Origin of the sequence: Planococcus sp. SE5232, assembly GCF_050686535.1 — a bacterium.
Lineage (GTDB): Bacteria > Bacillota > Bacilli > Bacillales_A > Planococcaceae > Planococcus.
Map to the genome: position 1 here is coordinate 1,482,244 of NZ_JBOGCP010000001.1, position 25,440 is coordinate 1,507,683.

Annotated in this window: 19 protein-coding genes; all 19 read left to right on the forward strand. The window is 46.0% G+C overall.

The genetic code is table 11. The annotated features are described in order from the left end of the window. Positions 1-15 precede the first annotated feature (15 nt). The gene (gene dxr / locus ACRC6Q_RS06950; RefSeq protein ID WP_431466108.1) at positions 16-1,161 is read left to right on the forward strand and encodes a 1-deoxy-D-xylulose-5-phosphate reductoisomerase; all 1,146 of its coding nucleotides are present in this window, start codon (positions 16-18) and stop codon (positions 1,159-1,161) included. 42 nt (positions 1,162-1,203) lie between these two features. Further along, entirely contained in the window at positions 1,204-2,463 is a 1,260-nt protein-coding gene (gene rseP / locus ACRC6Q_RS06955) for an RIP metalloprotease RseP (protein WP_298828459.1), read from the forward strand. 100 nt (positions 2,464-2,563) lie between these two features. Next, on the forward strand, positions 2,564-4,267 hold the full coding sequence (locus tag ACRC6Q_RS06960; RefSeq protein ID WP_431466109.1) for a proline--tRNA ligase: 1,704 nt from the start codon (positions 2,564-2,566) through the stop codon (positions 4,265-4,267). A 135-nt stretch (positions 4,268-4,402) separates the two neighbouring features. Continuing rightward, complete coding sequence (locus ACRC6Q_RS06965) at positions 4,403-8,710, forward strand: PolC-type DNA polymerase III (RefSeq protein ID WP_223633215.1); 4,308 nt, start codon at positions 4,403-4,405, stop codon at positions 8,708-8,710. 125 nt (positions 8,711-8,835) lie between these two features. Then, positions 8,836-9,321 carry a ribosome maturation factor RimP gene (gene rimP / locus ACRC6Q_RS06970; protein WP_223633212.1) on the forward strand — a complete coding sequence of 162 codons (486 nt, stop codon included), beginning with the start codon at positions 8,836-8,838 and terminating at the stop codon, positions 9,319-9,321. Between the two features lie 20 nt (positions 9,322-9,341). After that, complete coding sequence (gene nusA, locus ACRC6Q_RS06975; RefSeq protein ID WP_223633209.1) at positions 9,342-10,469, forward strand: transcription termination factor NusA; 1,128 nt, start codon at positions 9,342-9,344, stop codon at positions 10,467-10,469. A 20-nt stretch (positions 10,470-10,489) separates the two neighbouring features. Beyond that, positions 10,490-10,768 carry an RNase P modulator RnpM gene (gene rnpM / locus ACRC6Q_RS06980; RefSeq protein ID WP_223633206.1) on the forward strand — a complete coding sequence of 93 codons (279 nt, stop codon included), beginning with the start codon at positions 10,490-10,492 and terminating at the stop codon, positions 10,766-10,768. Beyond that, the gene (locus ACRC6Q_RS06985) at positions 10,768-11,112 is read left to right on the forward strand and encodes a YlxQ family RNA-binding protein (RefSeq protein WP_223633191.1); all 345 of its coding nucleotides are present in this window, start codon (positions 10,768-10,770) and stop codon (positions 11,110-11,112) included. The genes rnpM and ACRC6Q_RS06985 overlap by 1 nt, the downstream gene beginning before the upstream one ends. After that, positions 11,090-13,441, forward strand: coding sequence for a translation initiation factor IF-2 (infB, locus tag ACRC6Q_RS06990; protein WP_431466110.1), 2,352 nt, complete (start codon positions 11,090-11,092; stop codon positions 13,439-13,441). The genes ACRC6Q_RS06985 and infB overlap by 23 nt, the downstream gene beginning before the upstream one ends. Further along, complete coding sequence (locus ACRC6Q_RS06995) at positions 13,438-13,716, forward strand: DUF503 domain-containing protein (RefSeq protein WP_431466111.1); 279 nt, start codon at positions 13,438-13,440, stop codon at positions 13,714-13,716. Before infB ends, ACRC6Q_RS06995 begins: the two co-directional genes overlap by 4 nt. Before the next feature lie 18 nt (positions 13,717-13,734). Next, the gene (rbfA, locus tag ACRC6Q_RS07000) at positions 13,735-14,085 is read left to right on the forward strand and encodes a 30S ribosome-binding factor RbfA (RefSeq protein ID WP_215099824.1); all 351 of its coding nucleotides are present in this window, start codon (positions 13,735-13,737) and stop codon (positions 14,083-14,085) included. 65 nt (positions 14,086-14,150) lie between these two features. Continuing rightward, positions 14,151-15,080, forward strand: a complete 930-nt coding sequence (gene truB, locus ACRC6Q_RS07005; RefSeq protein ID WP_317851894.1) for a tRNA pseudouridine(55) synthase TruB — start codon at positions 14,151-14,153, stop codon at positions 15,078-15,080. 1 nt (position 15,081) lies between these two features. Further along, positions 15,082-16,032: a riboflavin biosynthesis protein RibF gene (ribF, locus tag ACRC6Q_RS07010; protein WP_431466112.1), complete on the forward strand. Its 951-nt coding sequence runs from the start codon at positions 15,082-15,084 to the stop codon at positions 16,030-16,032. 135 nt (positions 16,033-16,167) lie between these two features. After that, positions 16,168-16,437 carry a 30S ribosomal protein S15 gene (gene rpsO / locus ACRC6Q_RS07015; RefSeq protein ID WP_142826542.1) on the forward strand — a complete coding sequence of 90 codons (270 nt, stop codon included), beginning with the start codon at positions 16,168-16,170 and terminating at the stop codon, positions 16,435-16,437. 149 nt (positions 16,438-16,586) lie between these two features. Then, positions 16,587-18,704, forward strand: a complete 2,118-nt coding sequence (gene pnp / locus ACRC6Q_RS07020; protein ID WP_223633178.1) for a polyribonucleotide nucleotidyltransferase — start codon at positions 16,587-16,589, stop codon at positions 18,702-18,704. 60 nt (positions 18,705-18,764) lie between these two features. Beyond that, entirely contained in the window at positions 18,765-19,991 is a 1,227-nt protein-coding gene (locus ACRC6Q_RS07025; RefSeq protein ID WP_223633175.1) for a M16 family metallopeptidase, read from the forward strand. Between the two features lie 79 nt (positions 19,992-20,070). Then, positions 20,071-21,108: an aspartate-semialdehyde dehydrogenase gene (locus ACRC6Q_RS07030; RefSeq protein WP_223634849.1), complete on the forward strand. Its 1,038-nt coding sequence runs from the start codon at positions 20,071-20,073 to the stop codon at positions 21,106-21,108. Positions 21,109-21,236: 128 nt separating this feature from the next. Further along, positions 21,237-22,904 (forward strand): ribonuclease J, encoded by a 1,668-nt coding sequence (locus ACRC6Q_RS07035; protein WP_223633158.1) that lies wholly within the window; start codon positions 21,237-21,239, stop codon positions 22,902-22,904. A 78-nt stretch (positions 22,905-22,982) separates the two neighbouring features. After that, positions 22,983-25,319, forward strand: coding sequence for a DNA translocase FtsK (locus tag ACRC6Q_RS07040; RefSeq protein ID WP_431466113.1), 2,337 nt, complete (start codon positions 22,983-22,985; stop codon positions 25,317-25,319). The last annotated feature ends 121 nt before the right edge of the window (positions 25,320-25,440 follow it).

The window sequence follows — 25,440 nt, forward strand, 5'->3', positions numbered from 1 at the left end:
AGAGGAAATTGCTGAATGGTTAAGAAAATCATCCTGCTGGGTGCAACCGGTTCAATCGGTGTGCAGACAGCTGATATTATCCGCGAACATCCGCAAGAATTTTCATTGATCGGATTTTCTGCCGGAAAAAATATGGACATCACTCGTAAATTGATCGCTGAATTTACTCCTGAAATTGTATGTGTCCAGCAATCTGAAGATGCCAAAACACTGAAAGCTGAATATCCGGCTGTCTCTTTTGTGGCAGGAGCTGAGGGACTGATTGAAATTGCTGTCTATGACGCCGATATTCTGGTCAATGCTGTACTTGGAAGTGTTGGTCTTGAGCCGACACTGGAAGCGATTAAACTTGGCCGTACCATAGCAATCGCCAATAAAGAAACACTCGTGACGGCGGGACATTTGGTGATGGACAGTGCAAAACAGTACGGCGCAGCGATTCTTCCTGTCGACAGCGAACACTCGGCGTTGTTCCAGGCGTTGAATGGAGAAAAGAAAGACCAGGCAAGCCGGTTGATTTTAACGGCTTCCGGCGGCAGCTTCCGTGACTTGACGCGTGAACAGCTGAAAAATGTCACCGTACAGGATGCATTGAATCATCCGAACTGGTCGATGGGATCGAAAATCACGATAGATTCCGCAACCATGGTCAACAAAGGCCTTGAAGTGATTGAAGCACATATATTATTTGATTTCGCATATTCGGATATTGATGTGGTGCTACACCGTGAAAGCATTATCCACTCAATGGTCGAATTCCAGGACACCAGCGTGATGGCACAGCTTGGGACGCCCGATATGCGGGTGCCGATTCAATATGCCTTGTCCTATCCGGACCGGCTTCCCCGTCAGCACGCGAACCGTCTGAACTTGGCTGAAATCGGAAAATTGAATTTCCAGGAAATGGACTATACACGTTTCCGTGCATTGCAGCTGGCATTCGATGCGGGTGTTGCAGGCGGAACCATGACTACTGTCCTGAATGCGGCAAACGAACAGGCGGTCGCCTTATTCCTTAATGAAGAAATAAAGTTCCTGCAGATCGAAGAACTGATCGAGCGGGCAATGGATCAGCATGATGTTCTGGCCAACCCCGATCTTGAAACGATTCTGCATGTAGATGCTGAAACAAGAAAATCTGTAAAAAACATGCTAAAATAACTAAAGATCAAAACCGAATAAGTTTATAAGGATGGGTTCGAAATGGAGACAGTTATCTCGTTTATAATAATTTTCGGTGCTTTAGTTTTTTTCCATGAATTTGGCCATTTCCTTTTCGCAAAACGTGCCGGCATTCTGGTACGTGAATTTGCAATTGGGATGGGCCCGAAAATTTTGGGCATCACTAAAGGAGAAACGCTATACACGTTGCGTTTGTTGCCGATTGGTGGATATGTACGTATGGCCGGGGAAGATATGGATACCATCCAACTTCAGGCAGGCCATCGCATAGGTGTTTTATTGAATAAAGAAGGCCAGGCAAAAAAGATCATCATGAACCAGAAGCACGTTTATCCGGAAATCCTTTTTCTTGAAGTAGAAGAAGCGGATCTGGAAAAAGAGCTGTGGATCAAAGGGTATGATGAAGATGAAAAGCTGGTGCGCATTGACGTTGCGCGCGATGCTGTGGTTGAGGAAAATGGGAGAGAAACCATTTTGGCTCCTTATGACCGGCAGTTTGATTCGAAAACAGTCGGAAAGCGGTTCATGACCATTTTTGCTGGACCCTTATTCAACTTTATCCTCGCATTCCTGATATTCACTGCACTCGGCATGATGCAAGGGATTCCTACCTTCGAGCCAGTAATTACTGAAGTGACGGAGGAAAGTCCGGCAGCTGAAGCGGGTATGCAGAATGGAGACCTGGTGACCGAAATTGAAGGGAATTCGATCGGCACGTGGGATGAACTGGTGGAGTCGGTTCAGAACAATGCCGGTAATCCTCTTGAATTCGAAGTTGAACGTAATGGAGAAGCATTGAACTTTACGATCACTCCTGAAATATCTGAACAGTCACCTGAACAAATTGGCGTCATCGGCGTACTGTATCAAAGCCCGGTAGAAAAAGATTTTCTCGGATCCTTTGTCTATGGCGCTGAGCAGACCGTTTTTTGGTTCAAGGAAATCTTCCGTCTGCTTGGAATGCTGGTGACCGGCCAATTCACGATTGATGCTTTATCCGGTCCAGTTGGGATCTATAAGACGACTGAAGAAGTCGCCAAATACGGATTCTTCACCTTGATGAGCTGGGCAGGCATGCTCAGCATCAACTTAGGGATCATGAACCTGCTTCCGCTTCCTGCATTGGACGGCGGACGCCTGATGTTCTTCATTCTTGAAGCGGTACGCGGAAAACCGGTTGACCGGCAAAAAGAAGGGATGGTCCATTTTGTAGGGATCATGCTGCTCATGCTGCTGATGATCGTCGTCACTTGGAACGATATTCAAAAGTATTTCTTTTAAATAGTCGATTAAGCAATACCGGACAGGCAGTTATTACTGCCTGTCCTGAACTTTTAATCCATCAATAAAAATCCTATAGTCAGTTGAGGTGTATTTTGGAATGAAACAAACAGCAACTTTTATCCCTACTTTACGTGAAACTCCAGCAGATGCAGAAGTCAGATCGCATCAACTCTTATTGCGCGCAGGCTTTATCCGCCAAAATACCAGCGGCATCTACTCATTCCTGCCACTCGGCAAACGCGTACTTCAAAAAGTGGAAACCGTCATCCGTGAAGAAATGGAAGCCGCCAACAGTGTGGAAATCTTCATGCCCGCACTCCAGCAGGCCGAACTATGGCAGGAATCGGGGCGCTGGTATTCGTACGGCGATGAACTGATGCGTTTGAAGGACCGCAATGACCGTGAATTCGCTCTGGGAGCGACTCATGAAGAAGTTATCACGAGCTTGCTTCGCGATGAAATCAAATCGTATAAAAAGCTTCCTTTGAATCTTTTTCAGATCCAGTCGAAGTTCAGAGACGAAAAGCGTCCGCGCTTCGGATTATTGCGTGGCCGTGAATTCCTGATGAAAGATGCTTATTCATTCCATGCGACACCTGAAAGCCTGGATGAAACCTATGATGTCATGATGCAGGCATACACCAATATCTTTACACGTCTTGGCTTGAACTTCCGTGCGGTAATCGCGGATTCCGGTGCCATCGGCGGTAAAGACAATCATGAATTCATGGTGCTGTCTGAAATTGGAGAAGATACGATTGCTTATTCCGACACATCCTCTTATGCAGCCAACATTGAAATGGCGGCTGTCAATGTAGCTTATCCCGCCTCAGATGAAACGCCGGAAGAAATGGAGAAAGTGGCGACGCCAGATAAGAACACCATTGCAGATGTAGCTGAGTTTTTAGATACAACTGCTGAAAAATGCATCAAGACATTGGTCTTCAAAGCAGACGATGAATTGGTCATCGTGTTAGCAAGAGGAGATCATGAGGTCAATGACGTTAAAGTCAAACATGCGACGGGCGCGAAAGTCATCGACATGGCGACTCCGGAAGAGGTTCAGCAATTATTGTCCTGCGATATCGGTTCTCTAGGTCCGATCAACCTTCCTTCAGATATCCGGCTGTTTGCGGACCATGCAGTTGAAAACATGGTCAATGCTGTAGTCGGCGCCAATGAAAGTGGCTATCATTATAAAAACGTCACACCGGGCAAAGACTTTCCAGTCGAAGCTTACCACGACCTTCGTTTTATCCAGGAAGGCGATGCTTCTCCTGATGGCCAGGGCACGATTCAATTTGCCAAAGGAATTGAAGTCGGCCATATCTTTAAATTAGGAACCACCTACAGCATTCCGTTGAAGGGCACTTTCCTGAATGACCAAGGCAAAGCGATGCCTTATATCATGGGTTGCTATGGCATCGGTGTGTCACGTGTGCTCGCTGCAGTCGCGGAACAATTCCAGGACGACAACGGCTTTACATGGCCGGATATTGTTGCTCCTTACGAGGTTCATCTGGTGCCTGTCAACGTCAAGGACGATGTGCAACGTGAGCTTGGTGAAGAGCTTTATGCCTTGCTGAAATCAAATCGCTACGAAGTGCTGCTCGATGACCGCAAGGAACGGGCAGGCGTGAAATTCACGGATGCAGATCTGATCGGGTTGCCGATCCGCATTACGATCGGCAAAAAAGCGGCTGAAGGAATACTGGAAGTCAAAATACGGCGGACAGGTGAAACATTCGAGTGGACGCGTGAAGAATTACTCGATCAATTACAGCAGTTCTTTAAAAAATAACAGCAAAATCTGATATGATGAAAGGAAAGTACAATATGTACTTTCCTTTCTTTTTCTGCTCGTTTCTATAGCTATAAGCGTCAGGTATGACAAGCACTTGCGCTTTTTTAAATTACTACCACGAAGGGGATAATTATGACAAACCAGCAAGACTCCAAGATGCGATTCAAATTGCTGCTTCAGCATCTCGACTTAGCGGACGATGTACATATGCCCTTTTTCGAAGAGGCTGAACTGACACGGATGACCGTCCATAAAAAAGAACGGTCGTGGAAATTTCTTGTGAAACTGAAGAATATCCTGCCGATCGATTTGTACCTATTATTAAAAGAACGACTTTATAGCACGTTTTCACCCATCGCTTCAATTCAATTGAACATTGAGGCGGCGCAGGAAACCGTACAGGAAGACCTTGTATTATCTTATTGGAGATACGCTGTCGAAGAACTGGCGGACATGGCGCCCCCGTTGCGTGAGCGATTATTGTCACAGGCGCCTGTCTGGAATGGCAATAAGCTGTTATTGAAATGCAACCATGAACACGAAATGATGGCGCTGAAGTCAAAATACAGCGAAAAATTAGCGGGAGTATATCATCAGTTCGGCTTCCCGCATGTTGCCATCGATTTCCAGCTGTCAGACGAAAACCAGGAAGCGGCCCATGAAGCGTTCATGGCGGAACGCCTGCGTGAAGAAGCGGAAATGGCAAATAAAGCATTGTCCGATATGAAGAAACGAGAGACAAACCGCAAAGAGAACGGTACTCCATCCGGTCCATTCCAAATGGGTACAGCCATCAAGCCGGATGAAAATATTGTTGAGATCAAATCCATTGTCGATGAAGAACGCAGAGTGACCATTGAAGGCTATGTATTTGATGCCGAAGTAAGAGAGCTTCGGAGCGGCCGTTCCTTGTTGACAGTAAAAATCACAGACTATACCGATTCGATTCTCGTGAAGATGTTCTCGCGTGACAAGGAAGATGCCGAATTGATGGCCAATGCTAAAAAAGGCATGTGGCTGAAAGCGCGCGGCTCGATCCAAACTGACACCTTTGTCCGTGACTTGGTGATGATGGCGCAGGATATGGTTGAAATCAATCCCGTACTTCGACGGGACACGGCAGAAGAAAAACGCGTCGAATTGCATCTGCATACGCCGATGAGCCAAATGGATGCAGTTTCATCTGTTGAGTCACTGGTTAGCCAAGCGGCCAAATGGGGACATCCAGCCATCGCCATTACGGATCATGCCGGTGTACAATCCTTTCCGGATGCCTATGCAGCCAGCAAAAAGCATGGCATCAAAGCGATTTTTGGGTTGGAAGCGAATTTAGTCGATGATGGAGTGCCGATTGCTTATGAGGAGCGCCATGCTTTATTGGAAGAGGAAACTTTTGTGGTTTTTGACTTGGAGACGACAGGCCTATCTGCCGTTTACGATACGATCATCGAGCTCGCTGCAGTGAAGATCAAAGGCGGACAGATCATCGATAAGTTTGAGAGCTTTGCCAACCCGCACCATGAGCTGTCGTCAACGACGATCGATTTGACGGGCATCACGGATGACATGGTCAAGAATGCACCCGAAGTGGAAGACGTAATCCGCAAATACCACGAGTGGGCAGGAGATCATATAATGGTCGCCCATAACGCTTCATTCGATATGGGCTTCTTGTATGTCTGCTATAAGAAATTCGGCATTGATAAGAAGCATGCCACGATCGATACATTGGAACTCGCGCGCATGCTTCATCCAGAACTGAAAAATCACCGATTGAATACATTGGCCAAGAAGTTCGGGATCGAACTGACCCAGCATCACCGGGCGATCTACGATACCGAAGCAACTTCGTATCTATTGACGCATCTATTAAAAGAAGCTGATCAAAAAGGCATTCTCTACCACGATCAGCTCAATGATTATGTCGGAAGCGGCGACGCTTATAAACGGTCCCGGCCGACGCACTGCACGTTGTTGGCGCAAAATGATGAAGGCTTGAAAAACCTCTTCAAATTGGTGTCGGCTTCTCACATCGATTATTTCTACCGGGTACCCCGAATTCCGCGTTCGTTGTTGCAAAGGCATCGGAAAGGGCTGCTGGTCGGCTCGGGCTGCGATAAAGGCGAAGTTTTTGAAGCAGTGATGCAAAAGTCAATGGAAGAAGTCGAAAAGATGGCTCAATTTTATGATTATATGGAAGTTCATCCGAAAGAGGTCTACTCACATCTGATTGAACGGGAAATGATCCGTGATGAATGGAATTTAGAGGACATCATCCGTAAACTGGTGAAAGTCAGCCGTAAATTGGAAATTCCTTTGGTTGCCACAGGAAACGTCCATTATCTGGACGAAACGGATGCCATCTTCCGGCAGGTGCTGATCGGTTCCCAAGGCGGAGCTAATCCACTGAACCGCCAGAAACTGCCGAAAGTACATTTCAGGACGACCAATGAAATGCTGGACGCCTTTGACTTTCTTGGGGCTGAAACAGCGCATGAACTGGTGGTTGAGAATTCCGTTAAAATTTCCGAAATGATCGATGTCGTCAAGCCGATTAAAGATGAATTGTATACACCAAAAATTGAAGGCGCCGATGAAGAAGTCCGCGAATTGAGCTATAATATGGCAGCCCAGATTTATGGTGCTCCATTGCCTGAAATCGTGGAAGCCCGTATCGAGAAAGAATTGAAATCCATCATCGGGCACGGATTTGCGGTTATCTATCTGATTTCGCACAAACTCGTGAAGAAATCACTGGACGATGGTTACTTGGTAGGGTCCCGTGGGTCGGTTGGTTCCTCGCTGGTTGCGACATTGACTGAAATCACTGAAGTCAATCCGTTGCCTCCGCATTACATTTGCAGTAAATGCAAGAAATCGGAGTTCTTTGATGACGGTTCAGTCAGTTCGGGATTCGATTTGAAAGATAAGAATTGTCCGGATTGTGATATTCCATATCAAAAAGAAGGCCAAGATATTCCGTTTGAAACGTTTTTAGGATTTAAAGGAGATAAAGTTCCCGATATCGATTTGAACTTCAGTGGTGAATATCAGGCAGTAGCCCATAATTACACGAAGGAATTATTCGGGGAAGATAATGTTTTCCGCGCAGGTACGATCGGTACAGTAGCGGAAAAAACAGCTTATGGCTATGTCCGGGGCTATGCCAACGACCGCGAGATGACCTTGCGGGGCGCAGAAATCGACCGCCTTGTGCAAGGCTGTTCGGGAGTCAAGCGCAGTACTGGACAGCATCCTGGGGGGATAATCGTTGTCCCAGATTACATGGACATCTATGATTTCACGCCGATTCAATTCCCGGCAGATGCTCAGGATTCGGAATGGAAGACGACGCATTTTGATTTCCATTCCATCCACGATAACTTATTGAAGCTGGATATTCTCGGACATGATGATCCGACGGTGATCCGCATGCTTCAGGATCTGTCCGGCATCGATCCGAAGACCATCCCTACAGATGATCCGGAAGTGATGAAAATCTTCGCCGGTCCGGAATCGCTTGGTGTGACCAAAGAGCAGATCGGCTGTAAAACAGGCACGCTTGGAATTCCGGAATTCGGTACGCGCTTTGTGCGCCAGATGTTGGAGGAGACGAAACCGAACACCTTCTCTGAGCTGGTCCAGATTTCCGGACTGTCCCACGGTACGGATGTGTGGTTGAGCAATGCGCAGGAACTGATCCAAAACGGGACCTGCCAATTGTCGGATGTAATCGGGTGCCGGGATGATATCATGGTCTACCTGATTTATCAGGGACTTGAATCTTCATTGGCATTTAAGATTATGGAGTCTGTCCGTAAAGGTAAAGGGTTGACACCGGAATTTGAAGAAGCCATGAAAAAAGAAGGCGTGCCGAACTGGTACATCGAATCCTGCAAGAAAATCAAGTATATGTTCCCGAAAGCCCACGCCGCAGCCTATGTCTTGATGGCTGTGCGGATCGCTTACTTTAAAGTGCATTTTCCGGTTCTTTATTATGCAGCGTACTTTACAGTTCGTGCAGAGGATTTTGATGTGAATGCCATGGCGAAAGGATCACACTCGATCCGTGCTGTAATTGATGACATCAACTCTAAAGGTTTGGAAGCATCAACAAAAGAGAAGAACCTATTGACGGTTATGGAATTGACGCTTGAAATGGTGGAACGCGGCTATACTTTCCAGAAGGTGGATCTGTATAAATCATCTGCAGATCAATTCATCATTGACGGAAAAAGCTTGATTCCACCGTTCAATGCCATTCCAGGACTGGGGACCAATGCGGCGAAATCGATTGTTGCTGCCCGTGAGCATGGGGAATTCCTCTCCAAAGAAGATCTGCAGCAGCGTGGCCGGGTTTCGAAAACAATCATCGAATATATGGATGATCACGGTTGCCTGGAAGGGATGCCTGACGCTAACCAGCTGTCCCTGTTCTAGCCAGTTGCACCACGGCGCCGTTTGTGGTATTATTGTAGTAACATTTACTGATAGCTCTGTCGCAGAAGAGTGGGTTCTCCCGCTCTTTTCTGTTTGTTATGGCATAAAATTGGCGGGAGGCATGTATGAGCAAAATCACAGAACAAATCGAGAAGATAGCACAGCCCATCACCAGTGAATTATCACTGGAACTAGTCGATGTGGAATTCCTGAAAGAGGGCCGCAACTGGTTTTTACGGGTATATGTAGACAATCCTGAAGCACCTATTGATATTGATCAATGCGCTTTGGTAAGTGAAAAGTTAAGTGAAATCCTGGATCAATTAGATCCGATTGAACAAAACTATTTCCTGGAAGTTTCTTCCCCAGGGGCAGAACGTCCATTGAAGAAGGAAAAAGATTTCGAAAAGGCTATGGGTAAGTTTATTTACATCAAGACCTATGAACCGGTTGAAGATGCAAAAGAGTTTGAAGGTTATCTTAAGTCTTATGACGATGAACAAGTGGAAATTGAAATCAAGATCAAAACACGCAGAAAAATAATTACTATTGCAAAAGAAAAAATAGCAGTGATTCGTTTAGCCATTGATTTTTCTGTTAAACCTGATTGAAGAACCTGGGAGTGAATAATATGAGCAGTGAGTTATTGGATGCTTTTGAAGTATTGGAGAAACAAAAAGGGATTTCGCGTGAAGTCCTGATTGAAGCGATTGAAGCAGCTTTGGTAACTGCATACAAACGGAATTTTAACCAAGCACAGAATGTCCGTGTAGATTTGAACTTGAATACGGGGACAATGCTGGTTTATTCCCGTAAAGATGTTGTCGAGGAAGTTGAAGATGAACGCCTTCATATTTCGTTGGAAGACGCCAAAGTCATCAATCCGGCCTACGAGCTTGGAGATGTCGTGGAAGAAGAAGTGACGCCCCGCAATTTCGGACGCATTGCTGCTCAGACGGCAAAACAAGTCGTTACACAGCGTGTCCGTGAAGCTGAACGCGGCTTGATCTTCGAAGAGTTCGTAGATCGTGCTGACGACATCGTCAACGGCATTGTTGAGCGTATGGACGCACGCAATCTGTATGTTGGACTGGGTAAAGTTGAAGCTGTGTTGCCACAGACAGAGCAAATGCCAAACGAACATTATAAGCCGCATGACCGCATCAAAGTGTATATCACGAAAGTGGAGCGTACGACACGCGGACCGCAAGTATTCGTTTCGCGCACACATCCAGGATTGCTTCGCCGTTTATTTGAAAATGAAGTGCCTGAAATCTACGATGGCATCGTTGAGATCAAATCAATTGCACGCGAAGCCGGAGACCGTTCAAAAATCTCTGTTTTCGCGCACCGTGATGATATCGATCCCGTCGGCTCATGTGTTGGATCCAAGGGTGGACGTGTTCAGACAATCGTCAACGAATTAAGCGGAGAAAAAATCGATATTGTGGAATGGTCAGAAGAGCCGGTTGTCTTTGTAGCAAACGCGCTTAGCCCGTCCAAAGTATTGGATGTACAAGTAAACGAAGAAGCAAAATCGACTACTGTAGTCGTTCCTGATTATCAATTATCTCTTGCAATCGGCAAACGCGGACAAAATGCCCGTTTGGCAGCGAAATTAACTGGCTGGAAAATCGATATCAAGAGTGAAACCGATGCTCGTGAACTTGGGATTTACCCAAACCCGAACGCTGATATCGAATTAGTGGAATCCGGTGAAGAACTGGACGACTTTGATTTTTACGAAGAAAAAGAATAATGTAGAAAAGGTGATGTCCGTTGGCTCTGCAAAAGAAGATTCCATTACGGAAGTGTGTAGCTACAGGCGAGATGCATCCTAAAAAAGAATTGATCCGCGTTGTCCGTTCAAAAGAAGGCGAAGTATCCGTCGATTTGACGGGCAAGAAATCAGGACGCGGCGCATACCTTTCGAAATCGGAAGATGCCATCGCGGCTGCCCGTAAAAAGAAAGTGCTCGACAAGCAATTGGAAGTCAAAATTCCAGACGAAATCTATGATGAGTTAATTCGCGTCGTTCTCAGAGAGCAGTTGAAATAATGACCAAACAGAAAATTCTTCAATTACTTGGATTGGCCACACGTGCAAGAATGACCATTTCAGGTGAAGAAATGACCGTGAATGAAGTTCGAAAAGGCAAAGCGAAATTAGTGATACTTTCTGAAGACGCTTCAGAAAACACCAGTAAGAAACTGCAGGACAAATGCAAGTCGTATGGAGTGGATCTCCATGTTTTTGGATCCCGTTTCGAGTTGGGACATGCGATAGGCAAAGAAGAGCGGGTAGTTATTGCGATCACAGATAAAGGATTTGCAAAGAAAATAACCAGCTTATATGAAGAAATTAATCGGGGGCGAGCAGATGACCAAAATTCGAGTACATGAATATGCTAAGAAGGTAGACAAGCCAAGTAAAGAAATTATCAATGAGTTGTCTAAACATAATATTACCGTGCAAAACCATATGGCTACATTAGAAGATAATGCTGTATCGAAATTAGACAGCATCTACAAAAATGCATCAGCTGGGCAGCGCCCGCAAGCGCCATCGCGTCCACCAAGCCAAGGGCAATCCCGCCCACAAAGCAGCCAGTCGCGTCCATCAGGACAGGGACAATCCCGTCCGCAAGGCAGCCAGTCGCGTCCATCAGGACAAGGGCAGTCACGTCCGCAAGGCGGCCAGTTGCGTCCATCAGGACAAAGCCAATCCCGTCCAGCTGCAGCGCCTAGTCAAGGACAGTCCCGTTCACAAGGGAATGGCCAACGACCAACTGTACCGGCAAAATCGGGATCGAATTTTACACCGAAGGCAGCTAAACCGACAGCAGGACCTGGCCAGCGTTCTTCAGGACGTCCAGGCGGCGGAAACCGTAGCGGCTTCCAAAACCGCAACCGCAAAGGAAAGCAGCAGCAACCGGTAAATCCATTGCCGCCAATGCCTAAAAAAGAAAAAGAACTGCCGGCTAAAATCACTTTCAGTGAGTCATTGACAGTAGCTGAGCTTGCAAAAAAATTAGGGCGCGAGCCTTCTGAAATCATCAAAAAATTGTTCATGCTTGGTGTAATGGCTACCATTAACCAAGAGTTGGATAAAGATGCAATTGAATTGATTTGTGCCGAGTATGAAGTTGAAGTGGAAGAAGAGATCTTAGTGGATAAAACGGATCTTGAAGTTTACTTTGAACCTGAAGACGAGAGCCTAAATCAAGAGCGTCCCCCGGTAGTTACCATCATGGGGCACGTTGACCATGGTAAAACAACTTTGCTTGATTCGATCCGCCACACGAAAGTGACTGCTGGAGAAGCAGGCGGAATCACACAGCATATCGGTGCTTATCAGGTTGTTGACGACAACGGCAAGAAAATCACGTTCCTTGATACTCCTGGCCACGCCGCGTTTACGACGATGCGTGCACGTGGAGCAAAAGTGACTGACCTTGCAATTATCGTTGTTGCAGCAGATGACGGTGTTATGCCACAGACAGTTGAAGCAATCAACCATGCCAAAGCGGCAGAAGTTCCGATCATCATCGCAGTCAACAAAATGGATAAGCCAAGTGCAAACCCTGACCGCGTTATGCAAGAATTGACTGAGCACGGACTAGTAGCTGAAGCTTGGGGCGGCGATACGATTTTTGTTCCGATTTCTGCTCTGACTGGAGACGGCATCGATTCATTGCTTGAAATGATCCTTCTGGTATCCGAAGTTGGTGAGTTGAAAGCTAATCCCGCGCGCCGTGCAATCGGTACAGTTATCGAAGCAGAGCTTGATAAAGGCCGTGGTTCAGTAGCTACTCTACTTGTTCAGGATGGTACGTTGAAAGTCGGAGATCCGATTGTTGTCGGAAATACATTTGGCCGTGTTCGTGCCATGGTTTCTGATATTGGACGCCGCGTCAAAGAAGCGGGACCATCAACACCAGTGGAAATTACCGGTCTGAACGATGTACCGCAAGCAGGAGACCGCTTTGTTGTCTTTGAAGATGAGAAAACAGCTCGCCAGGTTGGGGAAACGCGTGCAACTTCAGCGCTTCAAGTTCAGCGTTCTGAAAAAACACGGGTAACTCTTGATAACTTGTTTGATCAATTGAAACAAGGCGAAATGAAGGAATTGAACTTGATCGTCAAAGCTGACGTTCAAGGAGCCGTTGAAGCAATGGCTGCATCTCTTCTTAAAATCGATGTGGAAGGCGTCAACGTGAAAATTATCCACACAGGCGCTGGAGCCATTACGGAATCCGATATTTCATTGGCAGCTGCATCCAATGCCATCGTCATCGGTTTCAACGTCCGTCCTGATGCAAACGCGAAACGCGCTGCTGAGGCAGAAGGCGTGGACATCCGTCTGCACCGCATCATCTATAAAGTGATCGAAGAAATTGAATTCGCGATGAAAGGCTTGCTTGATCCTGAATTTGAAGAAAAAATTATCGGTCAAGCTGAAGTCCGCAGCACATTCAAAGTTTCTAAAGTTGGTACAATTGCCGGAAGCTATGTAACTGAAGGCAAGATCACGAGAGAAAGTGGCGTCCGCGTCATCCGTGAAGGCATTGTTGTATTCGAAGGTGAAATTGATACGTTGAAACGCTTTAAAGACGATGCCAAAGAAGTAGCTAAAGGCTACGAATGCGGTATCACCATCAAAAAATTCAATGATGTCAAAGAAATGGATATTATCGAAGCGTACGTTATGGAAGAAATCGAACGCAAATGATCCTGTACATGGAATGCGAATTCTTCATTCCAACGGCACATTCGTTAAAAGATAAGCGGGCAGTCGTGAAAAGCATGCTGACCCGCAGCAGACAGAAATTCAATGTTTCCGCAGCAGAGATTGACCACCAGAATGTTTGGCAGCGGACCCGCATCGCCTTTGTCCTCGTTTCTTCATCCAAAGAAATGGCAGATAAGGAAATGGCGCAGGTTCTCTACTATTTGGAAAGCAATCCTGCTTGGGAATGCTTGGAGATTGAAAAAGAATATTTGTAAGAACGAGGTGGATTAGCAATGACAATGCGCGCGAATCGTGTAGCTGAGCAGATGAAAAAAGAGCTTAGCGATATCATCAGCCGAAAACTGAAAGATCCACGTATCGGATTTGTCACTGTAACAGATGTTGAAGTTACAGGAGATCTCCAACAGGCAACTGTATATATCAGCGTTTTAGGCGAAGACTATGCAAAAGAGCAGACATTGCTTGGGTTGACGAAGTCAAAAGGATTTATCCGTTCTGAAATTGGGCAGCGGATCCGTCTTCGTAAAACTCCGGAATTGTCATTTGAAATCGATTCGTCGGTTGCGTACGGCAATCGGATCGATACCTTATTGCGTGATATCCAAGAACCAAAAGAAGATTAAAAAGAGCCTGCTGTCTATTTTAGATAGCGGGCTTTTTTTTGCATCAAGCAAAGGAGCTGAGGCATATGGCATTGAATGGAATTCTGCCTTTATGGAAAGAAAAAGGAATGACGTCTCATGATTGCGTCTTCAAACTGAGAAAAATTCTTCAGACAAAAAAAGTTGGACATACGGGAACGTTGGATCCCGAAGTGGATGGGGTACTGCCGATCTGCATCGGCAACACGACGAAAGTAGCGGAGTACATTACCGACCAAGGGAAAACCTATGAAGCTGAAGTGACAATCGGCTATTCGACTGAAACGGAAGATGCGACGGGCGAGACTGTGGATACGGATGCGTCTGAGAAGCTTATTACACGTGACCAAGTGGCTGAGGTGCTGCTGGGGTTGACAGGCAACATCAAACAAATTCCACCGATGTATTCTGCAGTTAAAGTGAACGGTAAAAAGCTTTATGAATATGCACGACAGGGAATTGCTGTTGAGCGGCCCGAACGTACAGTTCGCATCGACTCCATTGAATTATTGGATGATGATCAGCAATGGGCAGGACAGGAGATCAAATTCAATATCCGTATCCGCTGCGGCAAAGGAACTTATATCCGGACACTGGCAGTGCAGATCGGTCAAGCCCTGGGGTATCCTGCCCATATGTCGAGGCTGACACGGACAGAATCCGGGAAATTCAGCCAAAAAGATTGCGTAACACTTGCCGAAGTGGCCGAACTTGCTCAAAATGGAGATATCGGTGACATTTTGAAACCGCTCAGCTATGGCTTAAGTGCATTTCCATTTATGGAAATCGAGCCTAAACAGATTTTTGCTGTGAAAAATGGTCAGGTTTTGGCGCGTCATGCCATCCTCGATCAAATGGGATTTGTGGTTTTAACGGTTCAGGGAAACCCTGTAGCGCTCTATAAAGACCATCCTGAAAAAGCGGACAAGATGAAACCTGAAAAAATGTTCGGTTTTCCGACAGCTGACGAGGTGTAACATGAAAATTATCCATTTAAGTTATCCGATTCACGTGAAACCCAATTTCGAAACTGGCCCTTTGTCATTGGCGCTCGGTTTTTTTGATGGGGTACATAAAGGACACCAGAGCGTTATTGGGGCAGCGATCGAACAAGCCAAACAAAAAGGCGTCAAGTCAGCGGTCATGACCTTCGATCCGCATCCTTCCCTGGTGCTCGGCGGCAGAAAAGAAGAAGTCTTTTATATTACGCCGATGCAGCAAAAGATGGAAATCCTGGAAGATATGGGTGTCGATTATTGCTTTATCGTCCGTTTCACTTCTGAATTCGCCAAACTGACGCCTGAAGAGTTCATCAAGTTTTTCATTATAGGCCTCAATGTGGTGCATGTCACAGCTGGATTTGATTTTTCGTTCGGCAGTAAAGGCAAAGGCGATATGGCATTGATGAAACAGTTTGGAGAAGGCCAATATGGCGTCAGCGTGGTTGATAAGCTGGAAGACGGCAATGAAAAAATCAGTTCGACGCGCATCCGTGAATTGTTGAAGAACGGTGCAGTTGAAGAGGTCTGCCATCTCCTGGGACGTCCATTCCGCGTATTAGGCACTGTTGTAAATGGCGATAAGCGAGGGCGTACGATCGGTTTTCCGACAGCCAATGTCGAACCTGAGCTGGGTGCGGTCGTTCCGAGCCGCGGCGTCTACGCGGTGAAAATCCAAGTGCAGGGACAATTCTATAATGGTGTCTGCAACATCGGCTACAAGCCGACCTTCAATAACCCGGATGTGAAAAAACAAGTCATTGAAGTCCATATCCTCGATTTTGATAAATCAATCTACGGAGAAATGGTGGAAGTTGAATGGCATGAGCGAATTCGGGATGAGCAGAAGTTTTCGGGCATCGATGAGCTGAAGGCTCAGATTCAGCGGGACAAAGAAACTGCTGAGCAATTTTTCGCAGGCATTAATTAGACGGTGCAGTTGATTTTAAAAAATCCTTATGCTATTATTTATGAGTACTGAATGTACTAACCGTTGCTTGGCAAATCGAATCACCAACGTTTGCTCGGTAATTGGGGATATCAGAAATTAGGAGGTGGAAACAGTATGGCAATCACACAAGAGCGTAAAAATGAATTGATCAATGAATACAAAGTGCATGACACAGATACTGGGTCTGCAGAAATTCAAATCGCCATTCTTACAGAAGACATCAACAATTTGAATGAGCACTTACGTACTCACAAAAAAGATCATCACTCACGTCGTGGTCTATTCAAAATGGTTGGACGCCGTCGTAACTTGCTGAAATACTTACGTGAAAACGAAGTAGCTCGCTACCGCGAGTTAATCGCAAGACTTGGCCTACGCCGTTAATAGCAAACAGTAAAAGCGGGATTCGTCCCGCTTTTTCTTTATGGATAAAACTTTAATCTATCGCATCGCATACCGGATGCTTTTTTGATACACTACTATTGGATACATATAGTATATAGAAACAAGGTAAGAGAGAGGAGCTCGATATTATGGGGCAAGCAAAAAAAGTCTACACACTTGATTGGGCAGGCCGTGAATTACAGGTTGAGGTCGGCCAATTGGCAAAACAAGCAAACGGAGCAGCATTGATCCGTTATGGCGATACAGCAGTTCTTTCAACTGCAACCGCTTCAAAAACTCCAAAACCATTGGATTTCTTCCCACTGACTGTAAACTACGAAGAGCGTCTATATGCAGTAGGTAAAATCCCAGGCGGTTTCATCAAACGTGAAGGACGCCCTTCCGAAAAAGCGACCTTGACAAGCCGTTTGATCGACCGTCCAATCCGTCCATTATTTCCGGATGGCTTCCGTAATGAAGTTCAGGTCATTTCAATGGTCATGTCAGTAGATCAGGATTGCCCGTCAGAAATGGCTGCAATGTTCGGTTCTTCTCTAGCCTTGATGATTTCTGATATTCCTTTCGGCGGACCGATTGCTGGAGTGATCGTCGGCTTGATCGACGGACAATACATCATCAATCCGACAAATGATCAGCTTGAAAAAAGCTCGATCAACTTGACGGTTGCCGGAACAAAAGATGCCATCAATATGGTGGAAGCAGGAGCGAAGGAAGTTTCTGAGGAAATCATTTTAGAAGCGATCATGTTCGGCCACGAAGAAATCAAGAAATTGATCGCTTTCCAAGAACAGATTGCTGCGGAAGTCGGTAAAGACAAAACCGATATCCAGCTATATGAATTGGATGCCGACCTGACAAGCTCACTTAAAGAAGCGGTAGAAGCTGAATTGAATGCAGCTGTCCAAATCAATGAAAAACAAGCACGCAACGAAGCCATTGATGAAGTTAAGGCTCGTGCTATGGCTTCATATGAAGAATCGGACGATGCAGTGAAAAAACAGGCTGGCCAGATTCTTGATAAAATGGTCAAAGATGAAGTCCGTCGTTTGATCACTGACGAAAAAATCCGTCCGGATGGCCGTGGACCTTCTGAAATCCGTCCATTGTCTTCTGAAGTCGGCATTTTAAACCGTACGCACGGTTCCGGTTTGTTCACGCGTGGTCAAACACAGGCAATGAGCATTTGTACGCTTGGCGCTTTAGGCGATGTTCAAATCATCGACGGCCTTGGCATCGAAGATACAAAACGCTTTATGCACCATTACAACTTCCCGTTGTTCTCTGTAGGTGAAACTGGATTCCTTCGTGGACCTGGACGCCGTGAAATCGGTCACGGAGCACTTGGTGAACGCGCATTGGAAGCTGTCATTCCAAATGAAAAAGATTTCCCATACACCATCCGCCTTGTTGCGGAAGTATTAGAATCAAACGGTTCAACTTCTCAGGCGAGCATCTGTGCTTCAACGCTTGCAATGATGGATGCCGGCGTCCCATTGACAGCTCCGGTTGCAGGCATTGCGATGGGCCTAGTGAAAAAAGGCGATAACTATACCGTACTGTCTGATATCCAAGGTATGGAAGATCACCTGGGCGATATGGACTTTAAAGTGGCTGGTACTGCTAAAGGCATTACAGCTCTGCAAATGGACATCAAGATCGATGGCCTTTCACGTGAAATCCTGGAAGAGGCGTTGACACAAGCTCAAATCGGCCGTATCCACATCCTTGAATCGATGCTGGCAACGATTGCTGAACCGAGAACAACTCTTTCTGCCTATGCACCGAAAATCATCATGGTGAAGATCAACCCGGACAAGATCCGTGACGTGATCGGACCTGGCGGTAAAGTGATCAACAAAATCATCGATGAAACAGGCGTTAAGATTGATACAGAACAAGACGGCACCATCTTTATTTCATCTGTCGATGAAGAGATGAACGCTAAAGCGAAAGCAATGATCGAAAACATCGTACGTGAAGCAAAAGTCGGCGAATACTACGAAGGCAAAGTGAAGCGCATCGAGAAATTCGGGGCATTCGTTGAATTGTTCCCTGGCAAAGACGGACTTCTCCATATATCTGAAATCCAAGAAGAACGGACGAAAGAAGTGGAAGATGTTTTGAAGATGGACCAGGTTGTCGAAGTCAAAGTAATTGAAATTGACCGTCAAGGACGTGTAAACTTGTCACGTAAGGTTGTTTTAAAAGAACAAAAAGAAGCCAAAGAAAAACAAAATCAAGAATAACCAACCATTGAAAATTGCCGACTTTGTCGGCAATTTTTTACTATAAGGAGGAACATGCACATGGTGACCACACAGACTTGCAAAAATGGATTGCGCATCGTTTCCGAACACATTCCCCATTTTCATTCCGTTGCGGTAGGGGTCTTTGTCAATAATGGCTCCCGGGATGAATTGCCGGAAGAAAACGGCATCACCCATTTTATCGAACATATGCTGTTCAAAGGGACGGATTCACGGACCGCCAAAGAAATCGCCCGGGAATTCGACCGCATCGGCGGCGATATCAATGCATATACATCAAAAGAATACACCTGCTACTATGCAAAGGTTCTGGATCATCATGCAGAGCATGCAGTAGCAGTGTTGGCTGATATGCTCTTCAATTCGCAGATGGATCCTGTGGAATTCGATAAAGAACGCCAAGTTATCCTGGAGGAAATCAGTATGACAGAAGATATGCCAGATGATGATGTGCATGAACAGCTCTGGCGTGTCATGTATCCGCAAAATTCAATCGGCGCCCCGATACTAGGGACCGCTGAAACCCTTGCGAGCTTTACGCCCGAGAAGATCCGTGAATACATGAATCAGCATTACACACCGGCAAACACGGTTGTGTCGGTGGCTGGCAATATCACACCGGCGCTCTTGGAAGAAATAGAAGCGTTATTCGGTCATTTTGAGAAAAAAGAGAGCCCTAAAAAATATCAACTGCCTGTCTTTACGGCGGGCTACTCATTGAAGAACAAAGAGACTGAACAAGGCCACTTATGCCTTGGATTTCCAGGCCTGTCTTTGAATGATCCGGATATTTACAATGTTACTGTTTTGAACAATATTATCGGTGGGTCCATGTCTTCGAGGCTGTTCCAGGAAATCCGGGAACAACGTGGATTGGCCTATTCGGTTTTCTCTTATCATTCGGCATATTCCGATCACGGAACGCTGGCGATATACGGGGGAACTTCAGATGAGCAGATGGCTGAAATGCAGCAGGTAATCATGAGCTTGCTGAAGGAATTGAAGAATGGCGGCATCACTGAAGAAGAAATCACCGATTCCAAAGAGCAATTGAAGGGCAGTTTGATGCTTGGGCTTGAGAGTACCAGTGCACGGATGAGCCGCAACGGCAGACACGAGTTGCTGCTCGGCAAGCACCAGACTTATGACGAAGTGCTGACGCAGATCGATCAGGTGTCACTTGAAAAAGTAGTCGCGTTATTGGAGATTCTGGTAGAGTCGCCAGCAGTATCCATCATCCGTCCGAAAGAAGCTTCCCTAGTTTAGGGAAGCTTTTTTGTGATTTCGTTCCTTTAATTGACTAAATTATGTTACAATAATTCAAATCATCATAGAAGGAGCGAATATTGTGAAAACATTCAACGTAGCGATTATGGGAGCAACAGGGGCAGTCGGCCAACAAATGATGGAGCAGTTGGAGAAGCGGAATTTCCCCGTAAAAGAAATCGTCTTTTTATCTTCAAGCCGCTCTGCCGGTAAAGAAATTGAATTCAACGGCAAGACATACACTGTCCAAGAAGCGAAGCCGGAGTCTTTTGAAGGCATCGACATCGCCTTGTTCAGTGCAGGTGGCAGCGTTTCAGAAAAATTCGCGCCTGAAGCCGTTAAACGGGGTGCAGTCGTCATCGATAATACCAGTGCCTTCCGCATGGACAAAGAAGTGCCATTGGTTGTACCTGAAGTGAACAAAAGTGATCTTGGCCTCCACAAAGGAATCATCGCCAACCCGAATTGTTCGACCATCCAGATGGTCTGCGCCTTGCAGCCGCTAAAAGAGCAATTCGGTTTAACGAAAGTCGTGGTCTCCACTTATCAGGCCGTTTCAGGAGCAGGCATTGATGCCATCAATGAGCTAAAAGAACAGGCGGGCAACTTTGACCATGCAAAATCAGCCGAGGCGAAGATGCTGCCCGTCAAATCCGCTGAACGCCATTACCCGATTGCGTTCAACGTCATTCCGCAAATCGATCAATTCACTGACAATGGCTATACATTCGAGGAAATGAAGATGATCAATGAAACCAAAAAAATCATGCACGATGATTCTTTGGCAGTAGCAGCCACCTGTGTACGCCTTCCAGTGGTCACAGGGCATTCGGAGTCGGTCTACGTGGAACTCGCAGGGACTGCGACTGTCGAACAGGTGAAAAAGGCGATGGTGGATGCACCAGGCGTTGAACTGATGGATGATCCGTCAAATCAGGTTTATCCAATGCCTTTAATGACAGCGGGTCTGGATGAGGTATTTGTCGGGCGTATTCGTCAGGATCTGGACAATCCGAACGGCTTCCACCTATGGGTGGTTTCGGATAACCTGGTTAAAGGCGCGGCGTTGAATTCGGTTCAGATTGCAGAAGCTTTGATTGAAGAAAACATCATTTAATCCCTTACAGCAATCGTAGAAATGAACCGGCCATTGCGCCGGTTTATTTTTTTCTTTGGACTGTTTCCGGTGATTCCCGTATAATGAATTCTATGGATGTGTACGGGTGAATTTTAGGAGGAAATAAATTGAGTAAAATTAAAAATGAAGTAATAAGAGTAATACCATTAGGCGGCGTCGGCGAAATCGGCAAAGCTATGTATGTAGTAGAAATCGATGAAGATCTGTTTGTTGTAGACAGCGGATTGATGTTCCCGGAAGATGAGATGCTGGGCGTCGATATCGTCATTCCGGATATGACCTTCCTGGAAGAAAACAAAGACCGCGTCAAAGGAATCTTTTTGACGCACGGACACGAAGATGCGATCGGTTCAATCGCTTATTTATTGAAAAAGATCCAGGCTCCGGTTTACGGATCGAAATTGACGATTGCGTTAGCCAAAGAGCATATTAAAGAACAAGGTTCTTTGAAGCATGTCAAATTCTTTGAAGTAACCAATAAGAGCCGCATGAACTTCGATAAGACCCATGTGACGTTCTTCCATACAACACACAGTATTCCTGACGCACTTGGGATCGTCTTCCACACATCAGAAGGCGCTATCGTGCATACAGGAGAATTTAAGTTCGATCAATCAGCTAAAGGAAGCTATAAACCTGATATCGCGAAAATGGCGAAATTAGGGGAAGATGGCGTCCTGATGCTGTTGTCTGACTCCACTGAAGCTGAACGTCCTGGCTATACGACATCTGAAATTGTGGTTGCTGACCACATTCTGTCAGCATTCATTGCTGCAGAAGGCCGTGTATTAGTATCCCTGTATTCATCAAACTTTATTCGTATCCAACAGGTATTTGATATTGCAACAGCGACAGGCAAAAAAGTCGCTGTAGCCGGTAGAAGCTTGGAGAGCAGCTACGAAGTCGGCTTGCGCCTTGGCTACTTGACTGTTCACGAGGATACCGTCATTTCGCTGAAAGATTTGGAAAACTACCGCGATGACGAAGTGGTCATCATTGTTACGGGTAACCAAGGGGAACCGCTTGAGGCACTCGACAAAATGGTCCGCAAGCAGCATAAAGATGTTAAAATCAAAGAAACCGACACCGTATTGATTACATTCACACCATCACCCGGTATGGAAGTTCCAATGTTCCAAACGATGAACAAACTGGCAAAAGCAGGAGCGAACGTTTTGACTTCAAGCAAAAAAGTCCACGTTTCGGGCCACGGCAGCCAGGAAGACTTGAAAATGATGCTGAACATGATGAAACCAAAGTATTTCATCCCAATTCAAGGCGAATACAAAATGCTGATTGCCCACTCTAAGTTGGCTCAACAAGTCGGCTTGCACAAGTCTGAAATCTTTATTGCTGATAAAGGTGATATCGTAGAATACAAAGGCGGCAAGGTCCGGATGAGCGGACGTGTAACAGCCGGCAACGTCCTGATTGATGGAATTGGCATCGGGGATGTAGGAAATATCGTCTTGCGTGACCGTAAATTATTGTCACAGGATGGAATTTTCATCGTCGTTGTTACGCTCAACCGTAAAGAGAAGAAAATCGCTTCCGGTCCTGAAATGATTTCGCGCGGGTTTGTATACGTCCGTGAATCAGAAGAATTGATGGATGAATCCACGAGACTTGTCCGCAAGGTCGTTGAAAAATATGTAACCAGAGACGCATTCGAATGGAACAACATCAAACAGGAAATTCGCGATACATTGAATTCCTACCTGTTCCAACAGACAAAGCGCCGTCCAATGATTATCCCGATTATTATGGAATACTAAGAAAAATGCAAAAGGATTTCCATACCGAGTTATTCGGAGGGAATCCTTTTTCGATTATGGAAGAAATGAGGGATAGCTATGACCAGGGCTCGTACAACTACGAAGGCAAAACCCAAAGCGAGAACAAAAGCAAAACCAAAAACAAAACCAAAAAATAAGAAAAGGCAACCGATGCCGATGCTCGCATATGAAGTGATCGGCTTGGTATTATTGGGAATATCCGTATTGATGGTGTTCCAACTGGGTGTCATTGGCAAGATGTTCTACAATATAGCGGAATTTACAGCGGGCTATATGGCCTTTCTGATTCCCTTGACACTCATCTGCGTAGCCATCTTCGTGATGGTCAAGCGGGCTTGGCCGAAACCAAGGGCGAAAGTGGCAATCGGCTCGAGCTTTGTATTGATTGGGATCTTATTGATCTGTCATTTAATTTGGGCAGCAGGTTCCATTTTGCCGATCACTTCGTCCAATGTCATTTCTGAGACGATTCGCCATACGCAGATGACCGGTACGATCTGGAGCACGTATTTGGCTACGGGAGGCGGCATCATTGGTGCCTTTCTGTATTCGTTATTGCATGTTTTGTTCGATACGGCCGGTACGTGGGTCGTCGCAATCATCCTGCTGTCCATTGGCGCGATTATCTTGACTGGAAAAGCGGCAGCACCTTTTATTGCTGAAAAAATACCAAGTGCACGTCCGGCAATCGACTCGCTTATGAGCCGCTTTCAACGGGAGCAGCCGAAAAAGTTGCGCGCTCCCCGCAAGAAGTCGGAACCTGAGCAAGTGCTGGAAATTAATGAGTCATTGGCTTATGAACAGGAAGATGAAGAAGAAGATTTACTGTACCGGCCGAAGCAGGAAGAGCCGATTATTTCTGCGTTTACTGAAAACGTCAAACCGAAGCAGGCAGAAGCCAAACCGGAACCTGTCGCTGAAGCTGAAACGGGAGAAATCCAATTGATGTCGACTGCAGAAGAGCTGGAGAATGAAGAATACCAATTGCCTCCGCTCAGCCTATTGACGCTGCCGCCGCATCACGACCAAAGCGGAGAGTATTCAGGCATACAGAAAAATGCCAAAAAGCTTGAAAAAACCTTCCAAAGCTTTGGAGTTCGAGCAAAAGTGACGCAGGTCCATTTAGGTCCAGCTGTCACCAAATATGAAGTCCTGCCGGATACCGGTGTCAAAGTGAGTAAAATTGTCAGCCTGCACGACGACTTGGCACTGGCATTGGCAGCACGTGATATTCGCATTGAAGCACCGATTCCAGGGAAGTCAGCAATCGGCATCGAAGTTCCCAACACGGAAGTTTCCATCGTCAGTTTGCGTGAAGTACTGGAATCAGAAGAAAACAACCGGCCGGATGCCAAGCTGCTATTTGCTCTGGGCAGAGATGTGACTGGCCAGGCAGTGATGACAGAACTGAACAAAATGCCGCATTTGCTGGTTGCCGGTTCGACAGGCAGCGGGAAATCGGTTTGCATCAACGGCATCATCACCAGCATCATCATGCGCGCCAAACCGCATGAAGTGAAAATGATGATGATCGACCCGAAAATGGTCGAACTGAATGTCTATAACGGCATTCCGCATCTACTGGCGCCGGTTGTAACCGATCCGCGCAAAGCGGCACAGGCTTTGAAGAAGATCGTTTCGGAAATGGAAAGAAGATATGAGTTGTTTTCACATACCGGAACGCGCAATATCGAAGGCTATAACGAGTACGTGCGCGTCTTCAATGAAGAAAATGTAGACAAGCACCCTAAACTGCCATTTATCGTCGTGATCGTCGATGAATTGGCTGATTTGATGATGGTCGCTTCCAACGAAGTCGAAGATGCCATTACACGCTTGGCACAGATGGCCCGTGCAGCTGGAATCCATTTGATCATCGCTACACAGCGTCCAAGTGTCAACGTCATTACAGGCGTCATCAAAGCCAATATCCCATCCCGTATCTCCTTTGCCGTATCGTCATCCATCGATTCACGGACAATCCTGGATATGGGCGGTGCTGAGAAATTACTGGGCCGCGGGGATATGTTGTTCCTCGGAGCTGGCCAATCGAAACCGGTTCGTGTCCAAGGGGCATTCCTTTCCGACTCAGAGGTCGAAAAAATTGTCGATTTTGTAATCGAACAGCAGAAAGCGCAATACCAGGAAGACATGATTCCTAGCGAAATTGATGAAACCAAAATTGATGAAGAGACAGATGAAATTTATGATGAAGCTGTGCAATTGGTTACAGAAATGCAGACGGCATCCGTTTCAATGCTGCAACGCCGCTTCCGTGTGGGCTATTCGCGGGCTGCCCGGATTATAGACCAAATGGAGCAGCGTGGAGTGGTTGGACCTTATGAAGGCAGTAAGCCACGGACTGTCTTAGTTCCAAAGCAGGAAGATTATTGAGTAATTGGGGTTTTTTTGTGACAAAATGATTAGTATTTTAGATTATTAAGAAACGAAAATTCGCTAAATTCGACAAATTGCTATTTATTTCATTTCTGATAAGTGGTATAGTAATTTTGAT